Source organism: Bradyrhizobium sp. KBS0727, assembly GCF_005937885.2.
Lineage (GTDB): Bacteria > Pseudomonadota > Alphaproteobacteria > Rhizobiales > Xanthobacteraceae > Bradyrhizobium.
Map to the genome: position 1 here is coordinate 5,601,020 of NZ_CP042176.1, position 16,977 is coordinate 5,617,996.

A 16,977-nucleotide genomic window follows, 5' to 3' on the forward strand; every position below is an offset into this window, starting at 1 on the left:
CTGTGGTGTGACTGGTTTGGTGATCAACCCTGCACGGCGCTTCGGGCGGCCGCCCGCGGCGCGGGCCGCGGCACGCGGCTCGACTGCAGCGCGGCCAGATTGCCGATGAACTGCCGGGCGCTGTTTTCCCAGGAACGCTCCAGCGCGAAATGGCGGCAGGCCTCGCGCGACATCGTCAGCGCGCGCAGACAGGCGCGGCGTAGATCGTTGTCCAACGCGCCGACCGGATGATCGGCAATGACGTCCTTAGGACCGGTGACCGGAAACGCCGCCACCGGCGCGCCGCAGGCCAGCGCCTCGAGCTGCACCACGCCGAAGGTGTCGGTGAGGCTCGGAAAAACAAAGACGTCGGCAGCGGCGAGATGCGCGGTCAGGTCCGCGCCCTTTTTCTCGCCGAGGAACACCGCATCCGGATATTTCTGCGCGAGCTGCGCCTTCTGCGGCCCGTCGCCGACGACGACTTTGGTTCCCGGCAAATCGAGCGAGAGAAACGCCTCGAGATTCTTTTCGACCGCGACCCGGCCCATGGTCATGAAGATCGGCCGCGGCAGGTCGAGTTTTGCGGGATGATCCGGATTGAACAGTTCGGTGTCGACGCCGCGCCCCCAGGAACCGAGCCGCCGAAAGCCGCGCTCGGCCAGTTCCTGGCGCAGCGAGGCGGTTGCGACCATCGTCATCGAGGCGGCCGAGTGGAAGTGCCGCAGCAGCGCGTAGCCGACGCTGGCCGGAATCATGGTGCGAACTTCGACATATTCCGGAAACCGCGTCGTGTAGGACGTGGTGAACGCGAGCTTGTTGCGGCGGCAATAGCCGCGCACCGCCCAGCCGATCGGGCCTTCGGTCGCGATGTGAATGGCTTCGGGTGCGGCCTGCTCGATCCGGCGCGAGATCTCGCGCCGGTTCGGCAACGCCATCCGCAAGCCCGGATAGGTCGGAACCCCGACGGAGGGAAACCCCTCGGGCGTCAGGAAGCTGATGTCGGCGTCCAGCGTGGCGGCACTGCGGGCCAGCGAGGTCAGCGTCCGGACGACGCCATTCACCTGCGGGTGCCAGGCGTCGGTCGCAATCAATATCCGCATGGTCAGGCCCTGAGATTCGGTTGATTCTCGATGGCCGACGTTAAGGACATGGATATTTCAGGCGTATGACGTCATCGATCTGTAAGGATGTTTTTTAGGATCATCTCCACGCCTTTTCATGTAACGTGACAGAACCATGTCAGACCTGAACGACAATCCGGCGCCGCCCCGCCCGCGAAAGAAGCGGAAGAGCTATGCGCTCTTGATCCTCGCCGCGGGCATGCTGGCGTTCGGCGTCGCCGCCGGCACGCTGTATTACGCACTGCGTCCGGTCACGTTGCGGATCGCGGTCGGGCCTCCCGGCAGCGAGGACCAGAAACTGATCCAGTTGATGGCGCAGACCTTCGCGCGCGACGGCAACGCGATCCGGCTGTCGCCGATCACGACCGAGGGTGCCACCGAAAGCATCGCGCTGTTCGCCGCCGGCAAGGCCGAGCTTGCGGTCGCGCGCGGCGACCTGAACATGCCGGCGAACGCCGAATCCGTGGCCATCCTGCGCAAGAACGTCGTCGTGCTGTGGTCGACGCCTGGGCTTCCGGCCAGGAACGGCAAGAAGCAAACGACGATCAAGGTCAAGAGCCTCGACGAACTCGCCGGCCATAAGGTCGGCGTGATCGGACGAACGCAGGCCAACGTCACGCTGCTGCGCGTAATCCTGACCGAGTCCGGCATCAATCCGGACAAGGTGACGGTCAGTCAGTACGCCACCAACCAGATCGCCGAGATGGCGCGGGATCCCACCATCGACGCCTTCATGGCGGTCGGCCCGCTCAACAGCAAGATCACCGCGGACGCGATCACGGCGACCGCTACGGCGCGCGGCGAACCAAAGTTCCTGCCGATCGATGTTTCCGAAGCGATCGCGCAGAAGCATCCGCTCTACGAGTCCGAGGAAATCGCCGGCAGCATCTTTTCTTCCTCGCCCGCGCGGCCCGAGGACAAGGTCGAGACCGTCAGCGTCAACCATCTGATCGTCGCGGCGAAATCGGTATCGGATACCTCCATCGCCGGCTTCGCCCGGCAACTGTTCACGGATCGCCAGCAACTGGCGAGAGAATTGCCGAGCGCTGCTCATATCGAGAAGCCGGACACCGACAAGGACGCCGCGCTGCCCGCGCATGCGGGAGCGGCGGCCTATATCGACGGCACCGAGCGAACCTTCCTTGAAAAATATACCGACTACATCTGGGGCGCGATCCTGCTCCTGTCGGGCCTCGGCTCGGCCGGCGCCTGGCTGCAGCACTACTGGAAGCGCGATGAGCGCGAGCGGTACACGACGCATCGCGACAATCTGCTCGATCTGATTTCCAGGGTGCGCAAGGCCGAGACGCCGGAAGAGCTGGCGCAGATGCAGGCCGCGGCCGACGGCATATTGCGCGAGGCGCTTGACTGCTACGACGACGGCGCGATCGAGGAGAGCGATTTGTCGGTGATCGGGCTTGTACTCGAACAATTCCATCACGCCGTCGCCGACCGCCGCGCCGTCATCGGCGCCGGCGAGGTCGACGCACCGCGGGTCCGCGCCCGCCAGAGCTAGCCGCGCCGGCCTGTAAATCGAGCTTGATTGCGGCAGGCATGGCCAATGTCTGCCATGTAAATGCACCGTTTCAAGCTGAAAGAGGTGGCGAGCCATCAAGCTCTGGAGATTGTGGCAGGCTGCTTTCTGGATACGAGCTTTCGCAGATCACGCAGCAAATCGTCGCCCAGTTCAGTAAGGCCGTTGATTTCCTTTTGTGCGTCGATTGCGTGCTGCCTGCACAACTCCTTCGGCTCGTTGTTGGTTGACGCAAGGGCATGCAGGTGTCCGGCAAGGCTTCCGGCACGCGTGAAGAAATAAACGATCTGTCGCTGCATCGCCGGGTCGAACAAATCCAATCGACCCGTATTGGACTCGTAAACCGAGAATTTCGGCAACGTGAAAGCGCCGAGCTCGTCGAGATGTTCTTCGGCTCCGAGCTCCATAACCTCGAGCTTCCGAACTTCTCCAAAACCCTCCATCCCGTCGATCACGGCGGCGATCTCTCCGATCAAAGCTGACGCGAGGCCTCGTCTGGTGTGGCCACGTCCGAAATGAAGCATAGCTTCCTCCCGCTTCGATGATCTGGTGGGCCGAGCGCGCGGGAGCGAACTCACGGAAGTATATTAGCAGCAAAACCGCGCCGGACGCCATTATCGTGGGGCCGCCGTCGGCGGCGCGTTCGCGGCAAGACGTCGTCGAACTCGCACGCCGGACTGGGTAAACCATCCTTACATATCCACCCCACAATGGATGCGCTGACGGCCAGGGTGATGGCTGCGCACGGCGCAGTGTGATCGATCGCTGTTGAAGCATGTTGATCACGTAGCTCCGGTTTGGTCCCGCGGCACTGCGCAGAGGGCAAACTCAGGGGACGACCCGGCGCTTCGAAGCCGATTTGGGTTCTGGGCGAGGCCAAGCGCCTCGCGGTCTCCGCGTTGATTGCTGGAGGTCCGTTCATTCGATCACCTTGTCGGCGGCTGTGAGCAGGGTCGGTGGCACCGTAAGGCCAAGTGCCTTGGCGGCCTTGAGATTGATGACAAGCTCGAAGTTAGTCGGCTGCTGGATCGGCAGATCGGCTGGCTTTGCTTCTTTAAGAACCTTCCCGACGTAAACGCCAGCCGCACGATACAGCGACGTGAGGCTCGCCCCATAACTGATAAGGCCTCCAGCCGTGACAAATTCCTGCCACTCGTAGATTGCCGGAATGGAGTAACGTGACGCCAAGGCCACAATCCGCTCGCGGCGGCTGGTGAAGACGGGGTCTGTCCCAACAATTAGCGCATCGGCCTTAAGATGGGCGAGAGAGGCGAAGGCGGGCTCAAATTCGTCCTCGTCGGCTGCATTCAAGATATGGAGCCGTACTCCCTTCGCACTTGCCGCTTGTTTCACGAGTGGGGTCGTGCCCTCGGTGGCCCGATGGTATTTCGGATTTATGAGTAAGGCGATTGTCCTGATCTGGGGAACCAGTTCGAAGAGCAATTCGAAGCGCTTTGCCGTCAGTTCAGTCGTGATCATGCTGAAGCCGGTAGCATTGCCGCCCGGTCTGGCAAGGCTGGCGACCAAGCCAGTCTCAACCGGATCGCTACCGGTAATAAAAACGACCGGGATCGTGGAGCTTGCCTTGATCGCCGCTCGGATCGAAAGATCACCGCTCATTGCAGCGATGACATCGACCTTGTCGCGGATGAGGTCTGCGGCCAATGCAGGAAGTCGATCAAACTTGCCTTCCGCCCAGGAGTATTCGATTGCCAAATTTTGGCCTTCGATAAAGCCGGTTTCTTTAAGTCCCTCGTTGAACGCGGTCACAAAAGGAGCATGTAGACCCGGCGAAGAGACACTCAGGAAGCCGATCTTCTTCACCGGCTGCTGCGCGTGTGCCATGAGCGGCCACGCGACCGCCGTACCGCCGAGAACAGTAATGAACTCGCGCCGTCTCATAGCGGCCATCCATGAACGCTCAGTGGGCGGAGCTAACCTAGCATTTTGCGATACGGCCAGGGACGAACAAATGGCATCCAACCGGTCTTAGACGCGATTGAGTTCGATGTCCGACTTGGGGTCAAGCGCGTCGATTTGCCATCTCGGCAGCACGCCAGGCGACAGGGCAATCCCGAAAATGCCGGTTGAAGGCTTCGGTTTGGTCTTGCCTACGACCAGCCCGCGGGTCGGCTAGGCCAACCCACCCCACGCGGCAATGAAACCATAACGAAACAAAACCCTAACGCGACGAAACCATTTTGGCGGTTTTGTGCAAACGTCCTGAAACGGTTGATCTGTACTGGTTTCCCCAACGACGCGCCGAAATGGGGTGCGCAGGGCGCAAACTGAAGGGGACGACCAATGTTCAATTCATTCAGAATGAATACCCGCCTCGTTGTCGGCGCTTTGGGCGCGCTGGCGATCGGCACCGTTGCTTTTTCCACATCCGCCGCCGCGGCCCCGCTGCCGCTGTTTCCGTTCTTCATGACACCGCCGACCGAAGCGGCCCCGCCACCGGTCGCCGCGGCACCCTCGCAGGATGAAGAGCGCTCCGTCACCCAGTTGCCGGCGCGCCTGAAGCGCCAGGTCGTGAGCTACCCGACCCGCGAAGCCCCGGGCACGATCATCATCGACACCCCCAACACCTATCTCTATCTGGTGCTCGGCAACGGCCAGGCGATGCGTTACGGCATCGGCGTCGGCCGCGACGGCTTTACCTGGTCCGGCACCCAGACCATCACCAAGAAGTCGGAATGGCCGGATTGGACCCCGCCTCCGGAAATGATTCAGCGCCAGCCCTATCTGCCGCGCCACATGGCCGGCGGCCCCGGCAACCCGCTCGGCGCGCGGGCGATGTATCTCGGCGGCACCATCTATCGCATCCACGGCACCAATGCCCCGGAGACGATCGGGACCCATGTTTCCTCCGGCTGCCTGCGCCTCACCAATGAAGACGTCACCGACCTCTATTCGCGGGTCAACGTCGGCACCAAGGTGATCGTGAAGCCGATGACGGATCGCCGCGCCGATCTCGGCACGATCGTCCGCTAAGCCGACGTCATTCTACGCAAATACGGCCCCGGCATCTGCCGGGGCCGTTTCACGTTCAAGTCCGGCTTACCGGGCGCGGCGCAGGGCGGCTATTTCCTCACATACTTCTGGATGCGCCAGTTCAACGTGTCGGCGACAAAAATCTCGTCGCGCGGTGACACCGCGATGTAGTGGGCCTCGCCGTATTTGCCTGTTGTCTTGCCCTGGCCGCCGCCTTCGATCATCCCGACGACGTTGCCGTTCAGGTCGAGCTTCATGATCAGACCGGTGTGACCGTGCGCCAGCCAGATATGCTGGTCGGCGCCCATGAACAGCCCGCAGGGCGCGCCGGGATGCTGGGACTCACGGATGTAGTTGCCGTCGGCGTCGAAAACCTGGATGCGGGCGTTGTTGCGATCGGCGATATAGAGCAGTCCCTGTGCGTCGAAAACCAGCGAGTGCGGCAGATCGAATTGGCCCGGCCCCTTGCCCTTGCCGCCCCAGGTCTTGAGGAAGGTGCCGTCGCTGTCGAACTTCAGCACCCGCGAGTCGCCCTTGCCGTGGCCCTGCAGCACGAAGATGTCGCCGGTCGGTCCGACCACCGCTTCGTTCGGCTCGTCGAACAGCCGCAGATGTCCGAACGGATGCCACTCGCCGGTGTGGCCCTTGACGCCGAGCACCATTTCAAGCCGCCCCGACGGGTCGAACTTGTAGACCATGTTCGATCGGACGTCGGTGGCCCAGATGTTGTCCTGCGCATCGATCCGCAGGCCGTGCGACCGCTCGAACATGCCGTCGCCGAAGCCGCGGATGAAATTTCCGTCGGGATCGAACTCCATCAGCGGCATCGGCCCGCGATGGATGACGAAGATGTGGCCCCTGGAATTGAAGGCGATGCCCGAGGTGCCGTGAAAGTTCGCGCCTGATGGCAGCTTGAACGATTCGGCAACGGCGACATAAGGCAGTGGCGGAGCTGCTATTTGCATGGGATGCGAGTATCACACCCGGCAAATCGGGAGTCCATCAGGCGCTTGCCGGCAGTTACATTCCCATAGACCGCGGAGGTCCGGGGCGGTTCAAGTTTTCCGGGAGCGCCCAACTGGAGCCGCAGTCGCTATCTGGTAGGCACGCTCCCTCGACACTCCGAAGACTTCGCCGATAGCTCGGAAGCTGGCCCCGGCGGCACGAGCTTGACTCATCGCCTTGGCCCGGTCTGTCCCGGCGGCGATGGCAGCTTTCATCTTCCGAATGATCTCCCCCTCCTTTCGGAGGCGGGTGTCTATCTTGAGCCGGGCGGCGGCCGCCCTCGTTCGACGCCGCTCGAGCGTCGACGGAAAAACCACGCCGTTGAGCCGCTGAAATCGTCCAAGCGCTGCGTTGCGTGTGACCCCCATTCGCTCCCCGATCTCGGCGAACGAAAGTCCCTCCCGCTTCAATTTCAATAGTCTGGCGTCAAGCCTATCATTCCACATCGTCAACTTCCCGAGCGACCGTTGACGGAGACAGGCCTGATTTGCCACCGACATGTCAATAAGCTCCGTTGTCTCACCTCAAAGGGCCCCCCTGCTGCAACGCGGTGCACCATTTGCGAACGCCCCATCCGGCGCGCTAAGCTCGGGACAAGAAACCCCGGGAGGAAAGCATGGGTCGGAAGATAGCCATCGTTGGTGCAGGCGCGGTCGGCGGCTACGCCGGCGCCCACATGGTGCAGGCGGGCGAGGACGTCACCTTCATCGATCCCTGGCCCGAACATGTCGAGCACATGCGAAAGCACGGCCTGCGTGTCACCCACGCGATGGATGTCCCGGAATTCACGGTTCCCGTCCGGGCGCTGCACGTCACCGACGCCCAGCAGCTCGCCAAGGAGGCGCCGGTCGACATCGCCTTTGTCTGCATGAAATCCTACGACACCGCCTGGGCCACCATGATGATCCGGCAGTATCTGGCGCCGGACGGCTACGTGGTGTCGCTGCAGAACTGCATGAACGAAGAGACCATCGCCGGCATCGTCGGCTGGGGCAAGACGCTGGGGTGCATCGCGAGCAGCATCACCGTCAACCTGCCCGAGCCCGGCCACATCCACCGCGGCGCCGGCAAGCACGGGGCCGCGCATACCGTATTCCGCGCCGGCGAAGTGCACGGCCGCATCTCGCCACGGGCGGAAGAGCTCTGCCGCCTCGTCGGCTATGCCGACAGCGCCAAGGTCACCAACAACCTGTGGGGCGAGCGCTGGTCGAAACTGGTCGCCAATGCCATGCAGAACGGCCTCTCCGCCTGCACCGGCCTGCCCGGCGGCCAGATGCTGGAGAGCGAGCCGATCCGCCGCTTCGCCACCCGGCTCGGCAGCGAAGCGATCCGCGTCGGCCAGGCGCATGGCTATCAGCTCGAGGAGGTCCTGCACATTCCGCCCGAGACCATCGCGCGCGCCGGCGAAGGCGACGAGACGGCGATGCGCGCCTGCGACGAGCAGCGCTTCAAGGACGCGAAGAAGACCGCGTCCGGGCAACGCCCGTCGATGGGCCAGGACATGCAGAAAGGGCGGCGCACCGAGATCGAATTCCTCAACGGCTTCATCGTGCGCGAAGGCAAAAAGGTCGGCGTTGCCTGCAAGGCCAATACGGTGCTGACGGATCTGGTGCTGCGCGTCGAACGCGGCGAGTTGCAGGCCGATCCGAAGCACATCACCGAGCTGCGATTGAACTAGGCCGCGATCCCATCTGTGGACGCCCCGCAAGATGCAAGCGGTTTTTGAAGAAGTTCGGCACGTAGTCGGATGCTGCCATCTGTCCGGCCTCTGATGATGCAGCGATAAAGCTGCGGGCCCGTATGGGAGTTCGCGGACCGGAACCAAATCATAAATGCGTGCTCCAGGCACGATGGGTTCATCTGGTTCTTCCGGTCCCGTCTCGCCGACTGTTGCGCCATACCCTCCTTCGACCGACTACATCTCTGACGACCTCAGGCCCGCCAGGCTCACGCCTTGGCGGCGACCGGAGCCTTGTAATTCTCCTGCTTTACAAGTAGCGCCCAAACGATCCGCGCCATCTTGTTGGCGAGCGCAACAGTCACCAACATCCGCGGCTTGCGAGCCAGTATCTGTTCGAGCCAAGAACCCTTTGGTGCGCCGCGTTTGCCTGCCTGCTTTACGACGGCGCTACTGCCAATGATGAGTAGGCGTCTGAGCGTGCGCTCGCCCATTTTGGACGTCGCGCCAAGCTTCTGCTTGCCGCCTGTCGACCTTTGAAGAGGCGTGAGACCCAGCCAGGCGGCAAAGTCGCGGCCCGTGGCAAAGGTCTCGGCTGGCGGTGCTAGGGCAGCGATCGCGGTGGCCGAGATTGGGCCGATGCCAGGAATGGTCATCAGCCTGCGCGATACTTCGTCCTCGCGAGCACGGCGCGCGATCTCCTTGTCGAGATCTGCGATCTTACCATTGAGGCCGGCGAGCAGGTCTAACATCAATCGGAACATGGCGTGGGCGGCTTCGGGAAGCGAGCTGGCCATCTCTTCTTCCTCGATCAGGTCGGCAAGCATCGCCACATGCGACGGCCCCTTAGGTGCGATCCAACCATATTCAGTGAGGTGTCCTCGAATCGCGTTGATCAACTGGGTTCGCTGCCGCACTAACAGATTACGGGTCCGAAACACCAGACCCGCCGCCTGTTGTTGTTCGCTCTTCACGGCCACGAACCGCATGCTCGGCCGCTGAGCGGCTTCGCAGATCGCCTCGGCATCGTTCGCGTCATTCTTTTGCCGCTTCACGAACGGCTTTACATAGGCAGGCGGGATCAGCTGAACTTTATGGCCAAGCTGGGTGAGCTGACGGGCCCAGTAATGTGCTCCGCCACATGCCTCCAGCGCTACCGTGCAACTCGGCTGGGCTGCGAAGAAATCCAGCAATTTTCCCCGGCTGATCCTCTTACTGAATACCGCTCGACCCTGCTCATCCGCTCCGTGAGCGTGAAAAACATGCTTGGCGATATCCAGACCGATTGTGGTAACCTCTGACATGGACGCCTCCCTTGAGTGGTGCTCAACACCTCCACTCTGGCACATCGATGCCGTCGGCGGGGCGTCCACCCCATCATAAATCTGCCGGGCGGACGGCTTGCGAAGTCCGCTATGCCCCGACAGCCGACTTATTGTTGCACAGCAGCGCAACGACGCAATGTGCCACAGGCAAACATCCAGGCAGCTTCTATTTTCCGCGCGAAAACGTCACAAATCCATCCCGGTTCGGCATTTTTACTTTTGGCAACGTCCGCGCATCCATTGTGTCGATATCTGCAATGATGCCGTTGAGGTTCAGGATATAAGCGACGACCGCATAAATCTCATCGTTGGTCAGTGACTTCGATTCGTTATGCGGCATTGCCCGCCGCACATAGTCGAAGACGGTCGTAGCGTAGGGCCAGAAGCTTCCCACGGTTTTGACCGGAGGCTTGTCACCGGGAAGCGTCCCTAAACCGCCCACGAGCTGATCGTTGGGCTTGCCGGCTCCTTTCTCGCCATGGCAGGCGACGCATTTCGCCGCGAACACGGCTTCACCCTGCTTCGGGGCCCCGCTACCTGGCGGCAGACCAACGCCGTCTGGACCAATACTGATATCCCAAGGCGCAATTTCCTCCGGTGTTGCCACCCGTCCGAGGTTTGGACTTTCAGCCGCGATTGCACCGGCCGAAGCCATGGCAAGACCAAGACCTGAAACGGCGATGAGGAGGGCGTTACGCATAGACATGCTTTACCTCGCCTTTGTTAGAAACGGCCCAGGTCGTAATGGCGTTGGAGTGATAGATCGTTCGATTGCCGCGCGCGGCGATCATCTTCTCACGCGTCGGCTGCATATAACCGGTCTCGTCGGTCGCGCGGCTTTGCAGGACCGCCGGCCCGCCGTTCCACCGCCACGGAATACGGAAGCGCGTCAACGCCTTCGACAGCACGGGCGGCTGTAGCGCCGCCTTTGCCCAGCTTTTGCCGCCGTCAGCCGAGACCTCAACCTTGGTGATCTTGCCATAGCCCGACCAGGCAAGGCCCGAGATTTCATAAAGGCCGGGCTCTTTCATAGTCAGCCCTGGTGAAGGCTGCGTGATCACCGACTTTCCTTCCTGGGGAAACATAAACTGAAGGGATTTCCCGTCGGGCAAGGTGATCGTGTACTTCGATGTCTCGTCCTTGGTCATCGTCGGTCCTTCGGTCACCTTGATGCGCCGGAGCCATTTCACATTCATGTTGCCTTCATATCCCGGCAGCAGGAGCCGCATCGGGTAGCCGTTCGATGGTCGCACACGCTCGCCGTTCTGGTAGAGCGCGATCAAAGCGTCTTCCATCGCCTTCGCCAGCGGAATGCTTCGGCTCATGCCGGCGGCATCGCCACCTTCGGCTAGAATCCATCTGCCCTTCGGATCGACACCAACTTCTTGCAGCAGGATCGAGAGCTTCACGCCCGTCCATTCGGCGCAGGAGACGAGACCGTGAATAGCCTGGACGCCGACCGGGGCGGGCTCTTTCTGGTACAGCAATTGGCCGTTACCACCACATTCGAGAAACGCGACGCGCGACTCCCTCGGGTAGCGTTCCAGGTTTTCCAGCGTGAAGATCAGCGGACGCTTGACCAGGCCGTGGATCAACAGCCGGTGAGTATCCGGGTTAATGTCGGGGATGCCGCTATGAGAACGCTCAAAATGCACGCCGTTGGGCGTGATCATGCCGTCAAGCAAATGGAGCGGTGTGCGGGCGGCACCTGTGCCAGTCGTGCCTGGCGCGGTGTTCCAGGTTCTGGCGACCTTTTCTTCGTATTTCGATGGCTGGCCGTAGCCGGCGAATCCGGATCCCGGCACCTTCATCCAGGACTCAACCGGTAACGCGTCGGCGGCAGCTGGATTAGGCAGAGCGGAACTGGCAACGGCGGCCGCGGCAGCAGTACCCGCTGTCAAAAACATACGGCGATGAAGGAGGCCGTTCCCCGCCACGATGTCCAGATCGGACCCGTGAACGGTCGATCGATCAGCAGCCATCAAATCCTCCTTTTTGACTTTGCCCCGGTTATCAACCCAGCTGTGCGATTATTATTCTCCAGATACAGGTCGAGCTCAATTCCCTGGATATCGGTCGCCACGTCGCTTTCGGCTCAATCGCGCCATTCTGACTATGCCGATCGCTTCCGGTCTACCCCGGAAAGCAGAGAAGCGTGATGAACTCGCGTCGCTTTATGGTCGCCCCCTTCAGCAGGCGACCACACCCTACCACGTCGCTGAATTGAGCGCAGTGTTTTGCATTACAGCAAAATTGGCCGCCCACGTCCGCTCCGGGTTATTCGCGACCGGGTCGCGTCAGCCGTAGGTCTGGCGATAGCCTCGAATCATGCGCTACGAACTCAGCGATTATGAATGGATCGCGATCAAGCCGATGCTGCCCAACAAGTCGCGCGGCGTTCGGCGGGTAAATGACCGTCGCGTGCTCAATGGCATCATTTGGGTTCTGCGCTCGGGTGCGCCATGGCGAGACCCGATCTGCTTTAGTCCGTATCTGTATCGCGCGCGCAACTTGGTCGGCGCTTCTTCAACAAGATCAAGCAGTGTCTGCGTGTCGCGACCCGATATGACAAACTCGCGGCCAACTATCTGGCGTTCGTTAAACTCGCATCAATCCGAATTTGGTTGCGCGCTAATGAGTCCGCGCCCTACTAAGCACCCGTCACCCGCCAGATCACGTCGCCGACATCATCGGCCATCAGCAGCGAACGGCCGTCGGGGCCGAGCATGACCCCGACCGGCCGGCCGTAGGATTCCTTCTCGTCCGGCGCGAGGAAACCGGAGAGAATATCCCGCGCCGGCCCGGACGGACGGCCGTTTTCGAACGGCACGAACACCAGCTTGTAGCCGCTCAGCGTGCTGCGGTTCCACGAGCCGTGCTGGCCGATCGCCATGCCGTCCGGAAAGCCCGGCAGCGTGCCTGAAGGTACCCAGCACAGCCCGAGCGAGGCGGTGTGCCCGCCGAGCGCATAGTCCGGCGTGATCGCCTTGGCGACCATCGCCGGATCCTGCGGCACCCGGTCGTCGACGGTCTGGCCCCAGTAGCAATAGGGCCAGCCGTAGAAGCCGCCGTCGCGCACCGATGTCAGATAATCCGGCGGCGTCTCGTCGCCGAGGCCGTCGCGTTCGTTGACCACGGTCCAGAGCACGCCGGTGTTCGGCTCCCAGGCCATCCCGACCGCGTTGCGCAGGCCACTGGCGAAGATGCGGCTCGAGCCGGAAGCCAGATCGAGTTCGTAGATCGCCGCGCGGCCTTCCTCAACGGCCATGCCGCCCTCGGCGATGTTGCTGAGCGAGCCGACGCCGGCGTAAAGTTTCTTGCCATCGGGGCTCGGCAGCAGGCTGCGCGTCCAATGCCCGGCGGGCTTGAAGCTGACGAGTTTCTTTCCCGGCGCGGTGATGCTGTTGGCGCCCGCCACGTAGGGGAACGCCACCACGCCGTCGGTATTGCCGACATAAAAAGTGTCGCCCACCAGCGCCATGCCGAACGGCTGGTTCAGTCCCTCCATAAACGTTTCGCGGACTTCGGCGACGCCGTCGCCATCCCTGTCGCGGAACAGCGTGATGCGGTTCGCGCTATCGCCAAGCGCGCGGGCACGCCGCATCGTCGCCTGCATTGCGTAGTGGAACACGGTTCTGGGCGGTCCGGCGATCTGGTTCGACTCGGCAATGAGAACGTCGCCATTGGGGAGCACGTTGATCCAGCGCGGATGTTTTAGACCGGTCGCAAACGCATTGACCTTCAGTCCCGGCGCCGCCACCGGCTTCTGCCCGTCGCTCCAGCCCCTGGCGGTCGGCATCTTCAGCGTCGGCAGCGCGCCTTGCGGCTTTGCTTCGGGCACCACCGGCGCGTTGCCCCAAGCAGGCGCAGGAGCTTCGCCCTGCAGCTTCCGCCACTGCAGCGCGACGCCGCCGATCAGCGCGACGATGCGCGCCATAATGCTGGACATGGTCATGTCATTCCCCTTCTCAACGCGCGCACCCTATCCGACACCACGGCGCGATGAAAGCCGAGTGCGTTGGAAGTCGCCGGACGTTTCTACAACGAGGCGCCGGCTAGATAGAATGCATCAATGCGGCTGCTCGATTTCGCCACGCTCGATCGTGAGCGTGATGTTCGCAAACGCCGCCACCAGTTTGGGGTTGGACTCGGTGATCAGCAGCGTGATCTCCTTGTCCTGCGCGCGCAGCCGCTCGAGCGCCTCGGCGTAACGCTGGGCGAGGACGGGTGCCAGCCCCTGGAACGGCTCGTCGAGAATGACAAGCCGCGTGCCGAGCATCAGCGCGCGGCCGAGCGCCACCATCTTGCCCTGCCCGCCGGAGACGGATCCGGCCGGACGGGCCGCGAGTTCCTTCAGCTCCGGCATCACCCAATAGGCCCGCTCCAGCCGCCGGGCGGTTTCAGCCTTGGACAGTTTGGCGACGCGCGCCGGCAACAGCACGTTTTCCTCGACCGTGAACGCCGAAAACAACCGCCGGTCCTCCGGCGCGTAGCCGATGCCGAGCGCCGGACGGCGGTGCGGCTCGACCGGGGAAATATCCTCGCCAGCCAGACGGATGACGCCCTTCGACGTCGTGAACCCCATGATGGTGCGCACCGTCGTGGTCTTGCCGGCGCCGTTATGGCCGATCAGCGCGCAGGTCGATCCGGCCGGCAGGTGAAACGACACCTTGCGCAGCACGTGCACACCCGCGATCGAAACATCGATCCCCTCGAAAGCGAGCATGGTCAGATTCCGATCACGCGTTCGCGGACTTCCGCGTTGTTGAGGATTTCGGCCGGCGGGCCGACCACCTGGATTTTTCCGGAACTCCACACCGCGACGCGATGGGCGTAGCGCTCGACCATGTCCATATCGTGCTCGACGAACACCGACGAGACCTTCTGTCTCGCCAGCGCCGAGGTCAGGATGTCCATCAGGCCGAGCTTCTCGGCGGATGCAACGCCCGAGGTCGGCTCGTCCATCAACAGCACCGTGGGCTTGAGCGCCAGCGCCAGCGCGATGTCGACGAGCTTGCGCTGCCCCTCGGGCAGCTCAAACGCCTTGCGGTTGGCGAACGATCGGACGCCGACAAGGTCGAGCAGGTCCTCGACCTCCTTGCGTTCGGGCAGGTCGAGCAGGTGGCGGAAAGCCGACATCGAGCCGCCCTGCGCTGCTGCCGCGATCATCATGTTTTCCATCACGGTCTGATCGAGGAACAACTGCGGAATCTGGAAGGCGCGCGCGATGCCGAGCCTGGTGATGGTGCGCGGCGGCAGCGCGGTGATATCCCGACCGAGAAAACTCACCGTGCCGGCCTGCGGCCGCAGATACCCCGTCGCCATGTTGAGGAAGGTGGTCTTGCCGGCCCCGTTGGGCCCGATGATCGCGAGGTTCTCGCCCTCGAGAACGTCGAGATCGATGCCGTCGGCCGCGATCACCCCGCCGAAGCGGATCTTGAGCCCGCGCGCCGAAATCAGAACCCGGCTCATGTGCGCACCTCGGCCGATGGTTTGCGGCGGTTGAGCAGCCCGATCAGTCCGTTCGGCGCAAACATGATGATCACGATCAGCACCACGCCGAGGATCAGTTGCCAGGCATTGGCGAGCTGGGCCGAGGCAAAGAAGCGAACGGTCTCGAACACCGCAGCACCCGCGAACGCGCCAAACGCATTGGCGGTGCCGCCGAGGATGGCGATGAAGACGAACTCGCCGGACTTGGTCCAGTACGCGAATTCGGGCGTTGCGATCTGCTGGGCGATCGCGACCAGGACGCCGCCGAGCCCGCCGAGGAAGGCGGAGGCGACATAACCGATCAGCAAAACCTTTCGCGCCGAAATGCCGAGATATTCCAGCCGGGTTTCGTTGGACTTGATGGCCCGCAGCATGTGGCCGAGCGGGCTGTCGAGATAGCGCTGCACCGCGTAGCTGACGACGAGGACAAGGCCGAGAGTCAGATACAGCAGTACATATTGAAAGGCTTCGGGCGTAAACGCGATGCCGGCCAGTGTCGGCCGGGCGACGCGGATGCCGTCAGCCCCGTTGGTGTAGTGGTAGAGCTTTTCCAGGAGCGACCACATCACCATCGAAAACGCCAGGTTGAGCATCCCGAAAAAGATTTCCCGGTAGCGCACCACGAACAGGCCGATCAAAAGGCCGAACGCCATCGCGATCAGCGGCCCGAGCAGCAGGAACAGCAGCAGGTCGGCGGCGCCGACATAGCGCTCCCAGAACGCCACCGTATAGGCGCCGACGCCGTAGAACATGGCGTGGCCGAACGATACCTGCCCGGCCTGCAGCAGGATGATGATGCCGAGCACGACGATCCCCTTGGCAAGGATCAAGGTGACCAGCGTCGCCCAGCTCGGCAGGATCAGCGGAAAGATCGCGGCCACGGCGATACCGAAAACAATGACCCATCTCGACAGCAAACGTGCGGACATCAGATCTTCCTCACGTTGTTGACGCCGAACAGCCCCATCGGGCGGATCAGCAGCACGATCATCATGATCAGATAGGGCACCAGCACCTCCAGCTCCGGCTGGATGTAGATGATGAAGGCGCGCGCCAGGCCGATCATCAGCGCGGTCACGGCCGCGCCCTCGATCTGTCCGAGGCCGGCGGTCGCAGCAACCGCAAAGGACAGCACGATCATGTCCGTCCCCATGCCCGGCACCAGCGACGTGGTCGGCGATGCCAGCGCGCCACCAAGCGCAGCAAGGCTTGCGCCGATGATGAAGGTGACGAGAAACACCCACTTGGCGTCGATGCCGATGGCGGTTGCGGCTTCGCGGTCTTCCGTGACCGCCATGATGATGGCGCCGGCAAGCGTGTAGCGCAGGAAGTAGCGCAGCCCGAACAGGGTGATGACCGCCACCAGCGGCAGCACCAGGACCTGATAGCTGGTGTAGTTGACGCCGAGGATGGAGATATTGGGCAGCAGCTTGACCGGCTCGGCGGCAAAGATCGGCTGCACGCCCCAGATCATCCGCTGCAGGTTATCCATGATCATGAACACCGCAAAGGTGATCAGAAGCTGCAGCACCTCCTCGCGGTGATAGACCGGCCGCAGCAGGAAGCGCTCCATCAGTCCGCCGACGATCGATCCCACCAGGACCGATGCCACCAGCAGCGCGGGAAAGGTCAGCCAGGGCGAGATCGGCGCCACCAGCAGGCTGAGGGTCGCCGCGGTGTAGGCGCCATAGGCATAGAGCGATCCATGCGCGACGTTGACGATGCGCAGCACCCCGAAAATCAGGCTGAGGCCGACCGATACCAGAAAGACCAGAGCGGCATAGCTGAGGCCGTCGCAGATCGCCAGAATGACGATGGTAGAATCCATAAACGCACCTTCAGCGACGC

The 16,977-nt window shown here is 62.5% G+C and carries 16 protein-coding genes and 2 pseudogenes; 5 read left to right on the forward strand and 13 right to left on the reverse strand.

Going from position 1 to position 16,977, the window contains the following annotated elements:
• Nucleotides 1-23: 23 nt before the first annotated feature.
• On the reverse strand, nucleotides 24-1,079 hold the full coding sequence (locus tag FFI89_RS26290) for a glycosyltransferase family 1 protein (protein ID WP_138830462.1): 1,056 nt from the start codon (nucleotides 1,077-1,079) through the stop codon (nucleotides 24-26).
• Between the two features lie 136 nt (nucleotides 1,080-1,215).
• Between FFI89_RS26290 and FFI89_RS26295 the strand changes: the two genes are divergently transcribed.
• Nucleotides 1,216-2,616 (forward strand): TAXI family TRAP transporter solute-binding subunit, encoded by a 1,401-nt coding sequence (locus tag FFI89_RS26295; protein WP_138830463.1) that lies wholly within the window; start codon nucleotides 1,216-1,218, stop codon nucleotides 2,614-2,616.
• Between the two features lie 95 nt (nucleotides 2,617-2,711).
• Here the strand turns inward: FFI89_RS26295 and FFI89_RS26300 are convergent, their stop codons facing one another.
• Complete coding sequence (locus tag FFI89_RS26300) at nucleotides 2,712-3,158, reverse strand: hypothetical protein (protein WP_138830464.1); 447 nt, start codon at nucleotides 3,156-3,158, stop codon at nucleotides 2,712-2,714.
• Nucleotides 3,159-3,552: 394 nt separating this feature from the next.
• Nucleotides 3,553-4,536, reverse strand: a complete 984-nt coding sequence (locus FFI89_RS26305; protein WP_168213048.1) for an ABC transporter substrate-binding protein — start codon at nucleotides 4,534-4,536, stop codon at nucleotides 3,553-3,555.
• A gap of 402 nt (nucleotides 4,537-4,938) precedes the next feature.
• Between FFI89_RS26305 and FFI89_RS26310 the strand changes: the two genes are divergently transcribed.
• Complete coding sequence (locus FFI89_RS26310) at nucleotides 4,939-5,628, forward strand: L,D-transpeptidase (RefSeq protein WP_138830466.1); 690 nt, start codon at nucleotides 4,939-4,941, stop codon at nucleotides 5,626-5,628.
• 89 nt (nucleotides 5,629-5,717) lie between these two features.
• On the opposite strand, the gene FFI89_RS26315 is transcribed toward FFI89_RS26310, so the two are convergent.
• Both FFI89_RS26315 and FFI89_RS26320 read right to left on the reverse strand, forming a co-directional pair.
• Complete coding sequence (locus tag FFI89_RS26315) at nucleotides 5,718-6,593, reverse strand: peptidyl-alpha-hydroxyglycine alpha-amidating lyase family protein (protein WP_138830467.1); 876 nt, start codon at nucleotides 6,591-6,593, stop codon at nucleotides 5,718-5,720.
• A gap of 90 nt (nucleotides 6,594-6,683) precedes the next feature.
• Nucleotides 6,684-7,133: a GcrA family cell cycle regulator gene (locus tag FFI89_RS26320; protein ID WP_138830468.1), complete on the reverse strand. Its 450-nt coding sequence runs from the start codon at nucleotides 7,131-7,133 to the stop codon at nucleotides 6,684-6,686.
• Nucleotides 7,134-7,249: 116 nt separating this feature from the next.
• On the opposite strand from FFI89_RS26320, the gene FFI89_RS26325 reads away from it, so the two are divergent.
• On the forward strand, nucleotides 7,250-8,311 hold the full coding sequence (locus FFI89_RS26325; RefSeq protein ID WP_138830469.1) for a ketopantoate reductase family protein: 1,062 nt from the start codon (nucleotides 7,250-7,252) through the stop codon (nucleotides 8,309-8,311).
• Between the two features lie 269 nt (nucleotides 8,312-8,580).
• On the opposite strand, the gene FFI89_RS26330 is transcribed toward FFI89_RS26325, so the two are convergent.
• From FFI89_RS26330 to soxC, 3 genes are all read right to left on the reverse strand, one after another.
• On the reverse strand, nucleotides 8,581-9,615 hold the full coding sequence (locus FFI89_RS26330) for an IS110 family transposase (RefSeq protein ID WP_138830470.1): 1,035 nt from the start codon (nucleotides 9,613-9,615) through the stop codon (nucleotides 8,581-8,583).
• Nucleotides 9,616-9,802: 187 nt separating this feature from the next.
• Entirely contained in the window at nucleotides 9,803-10,342 is a 540-nt protein-coding gene (locus FFI89_RS26335) for a c-type cytochrome (RefSeq protein WP_138830471.1), read from the reverse strand.
• The gene (soxC, locus tag FFI89_RS26340; protein ID WP_138830472.1) at nucleotides 10,329-11,618 is read right to left on the reverse strand and encodes a sulfite dehydrogenase; all 1,290 of its coding nucleotides are present in this window, start codon (nucleotides 11,616-11,618) and stop codon (nucleotides 10,329-10,331) included. The genes FFI89_RS26335 and soxC overlap by 14 nt, the downstream gene beginning before the upstream one ends.
• A 346-nt stretch (nucleotides 11,619-11,964) precedes the next feature.
• On the opposite strand from soxC, the pseudogene FFI89_RS35055 reads away from it, so the two are divergent.
• Nucleotides 11,965-12,108, forward strand: a pseudogene (locus FFI89_RS35055) (transposase); the annotation flags it as partial.
• A gap of 21 nt (nucleotides 12,109-12,129) precedes the next feature.
• Nucleotides 12,130-12,290 (forward strand): annotated as a pseudogene (locus FFI89_RS35060) (IS5/IS1182 family transposase); the annotation flags it as partial.
• Here the strand turns inward: FFI89_RS35060 and FFI89_RS26350 are convergent.
• The 5 genes from FFI89_RS26350 to FFI89_RS26370 all read right to left on the reverse strand — a co-directional run bounded on the left by FFI89_RS26350 (nucleotide 12,287) and on the right by FFI89_RS26370 (nucleotide 16,957).
• Nucleotides 12,287-13,591, reverse strand: coding sequence for a sorbosone dehydrogenase family protein (locus FFI89_RS26350; RefSeq protein WP_138830473.1), 1,305 nt, complete (start codon nucleotides 13,589-13,591; stop codon nucleotides 12,287-12,289). The pseudogene FFI89_RS35060 and the gene FFI89_RS26350 sit on opposite strands and share 4 nt — an antisense overlap.
• Before the next feature lie 114 nt (nucleotides 13,592-13,705).
• On the reverse strand, nucleotides 13,706-14,362 hold the full coding sequence (locus tag FFI89_RS26355) for an ABC transporter ATP-binding protein (RefSeq protein WP_138830474.1): 657 nt from the start codon (nucleotides 14,360-14,362) through the stop codon (nucleotides 13,706-13,708).
• Between the two features lie 2 nt (nucleotides 14,363-14,364).
• Complete coding sequence (locus FFI89_RS26360; protein ID WP_138830475.1) at nucleotides 14,365-15,108, reverse strand: ABC transporter ATP-binding protein; 744 nt, start codon at nucleotides 15,106-15,108, stop codon at nucleotides 14,365-14,367.
• Complete coding sequence (locus FFI89_RS26365; RefSeq protein WP_138830476.1) at nucleotides 15,105-16,058, reverse strand: branched-chain amino acid ABC transporter permease; 954 nt, start codon at nucleotides 16,056-16,058, stop codon at nucleotides 15,105-15,107. The genes FFI89_RS26360 and FFI89_RS26365 overlap by 4 nt, the downstream gene beginning before the upstream one ends.
• On the reverse strand, nucleotides 16,058-16,957 hold the full coding sequence (locus tag FFI89_RS26370) for a branched-chain amino acid ABC transporter permease (RefSeq protein WP_138830477.1): 900 nt from the start codon (nucleotides 16,955-16,957) through the stop codon (nucleotides 16,058-16,060). The genes FFI89_RS26365 and FFI89_RS26370 overlap by 1 nt, the downstream gene beginning before the upstream one ends.
• Nucleotides 16,958-16,977: the final 20 nt, after the last annotated feature.

Excerpts from the sequence above, each read along its gene's own strand:
- FFI89_RS26290 (WP_138830462.1), bottom strand. The coding sequence starts at position 1,079 with ATGCGGATATTGATTGCGACCGACGCCTGGCACCCGCAGGTGAATGGC.
- FFI89_RS26295 (WP_138830463.1), top strand. The coding sequence starts at position 1,216 with ATGTCAGACCTGAACGACAATCCGGCGCCGCCCCGCCCGCGAAAGAAG.
- FFI89_RS26300 (WP_138830464.1), bottom strand. The coding sequence starts at position 3,158 with ATGCTTCATTTCGGACGTGGCCACACCAGACGAGGCCTCGCGTCAGCT.
- FFI89_RS26305 (WP_168213048.1), bottom strand. The coding sequence starts at position 4,536 with ATGAGACGGCGCGAGTTCATTACTGTTCTCGGCGGTACGGCGGTCGCG.
- FFI89_RS26310 (WP_138830466.1), top strand. The coding sequence starts at position 4,939 with ATGTTCAATTCATTCAGAATGAATACCCGCCTCGTTGTCGGCGCTTTG.
- FFI89_RS26315 (WP_138830467.1), bottom strand. The coding sequence starts at position 6,593 with ATGCAAATAGCAGCTCCGCCACTGCCTTATGTCGCCGTTGCCGAATCG.
- FFI89_RS26320 (WP_138830468.1), bottom strand. The coding sequence starts at position 7,133 with ATGTCGGTGGCAAATCAGGCCTGTCTCCGTCAACGGTCGCTCGGGAAG.
- FFI89_RS26325 (WP_138830469.1), top strand. The coding sequence starts at position 7,250 with ATGGGTCGGAAGATAGCCATCGTTGGTGCAGGCGCGGTCGGCGGCTAC.
- FFI89_RS26330 (WP_138830470.1), bottom strand. The coding sequence starts at position 9,615 with ATGTCAGAGGTTACCACAATCGGTCTGGATATCGCCAAGCATGTTTTT.
- FFI89_RS26335 (WP_138830471.1), bottom strand. The coding sequence starts at position 10,342 with ATGTCTATGCGTAACGCCCTCCTCATCGCCGTTTCAGGTCTTGGTCTT.
- soxC (WP_138830472.1), bottom strand. The coding sequence starts at position 11,618 with ATGGCTGCTGATCGATCGACCGTTCACGGGTCCGATCTGGACATCGTG.
- FFI89_RS26350 (WP_138830473.1), bottom strand. The coding sequence starts at position 13,591 with ATGACCATGTCCAGCATTATGGCGCGCATCGTCGCGCTGATCGGCGGC.
- FFI89_RS26355 (WP_138830474.1), bottom strand. The coding sequence starts at position 14,362 with ATGCTCGCTTTCGAGGGGATCGATGTTTCGATCGCGGGTGTGCACGTG.
- FFI89_RS26360 (WP_138830475.1), bottom strand. The coding sequence starts at position 15,108 with ATGAGCCGGGTTCTGATTTCGGCGCGCGGGCTCAAGATCCGCTTCGGC.
- FFI89_RS26365 (WP_138830476.1), bottom strand. The coding sequence starts at position 16,058 with ATGTCCGCACGTTTGCTGTCGAGATGGGTCATTGTTTTCGGTATCGCC.
- FFI89_RS26370 (WP_138830477.1), bottom strand. The coding sequence starts at position 16,957 with ATGGATTCTACCATCGTCATTCTGGCGATCTGCGACGGCCTCAGCTAT.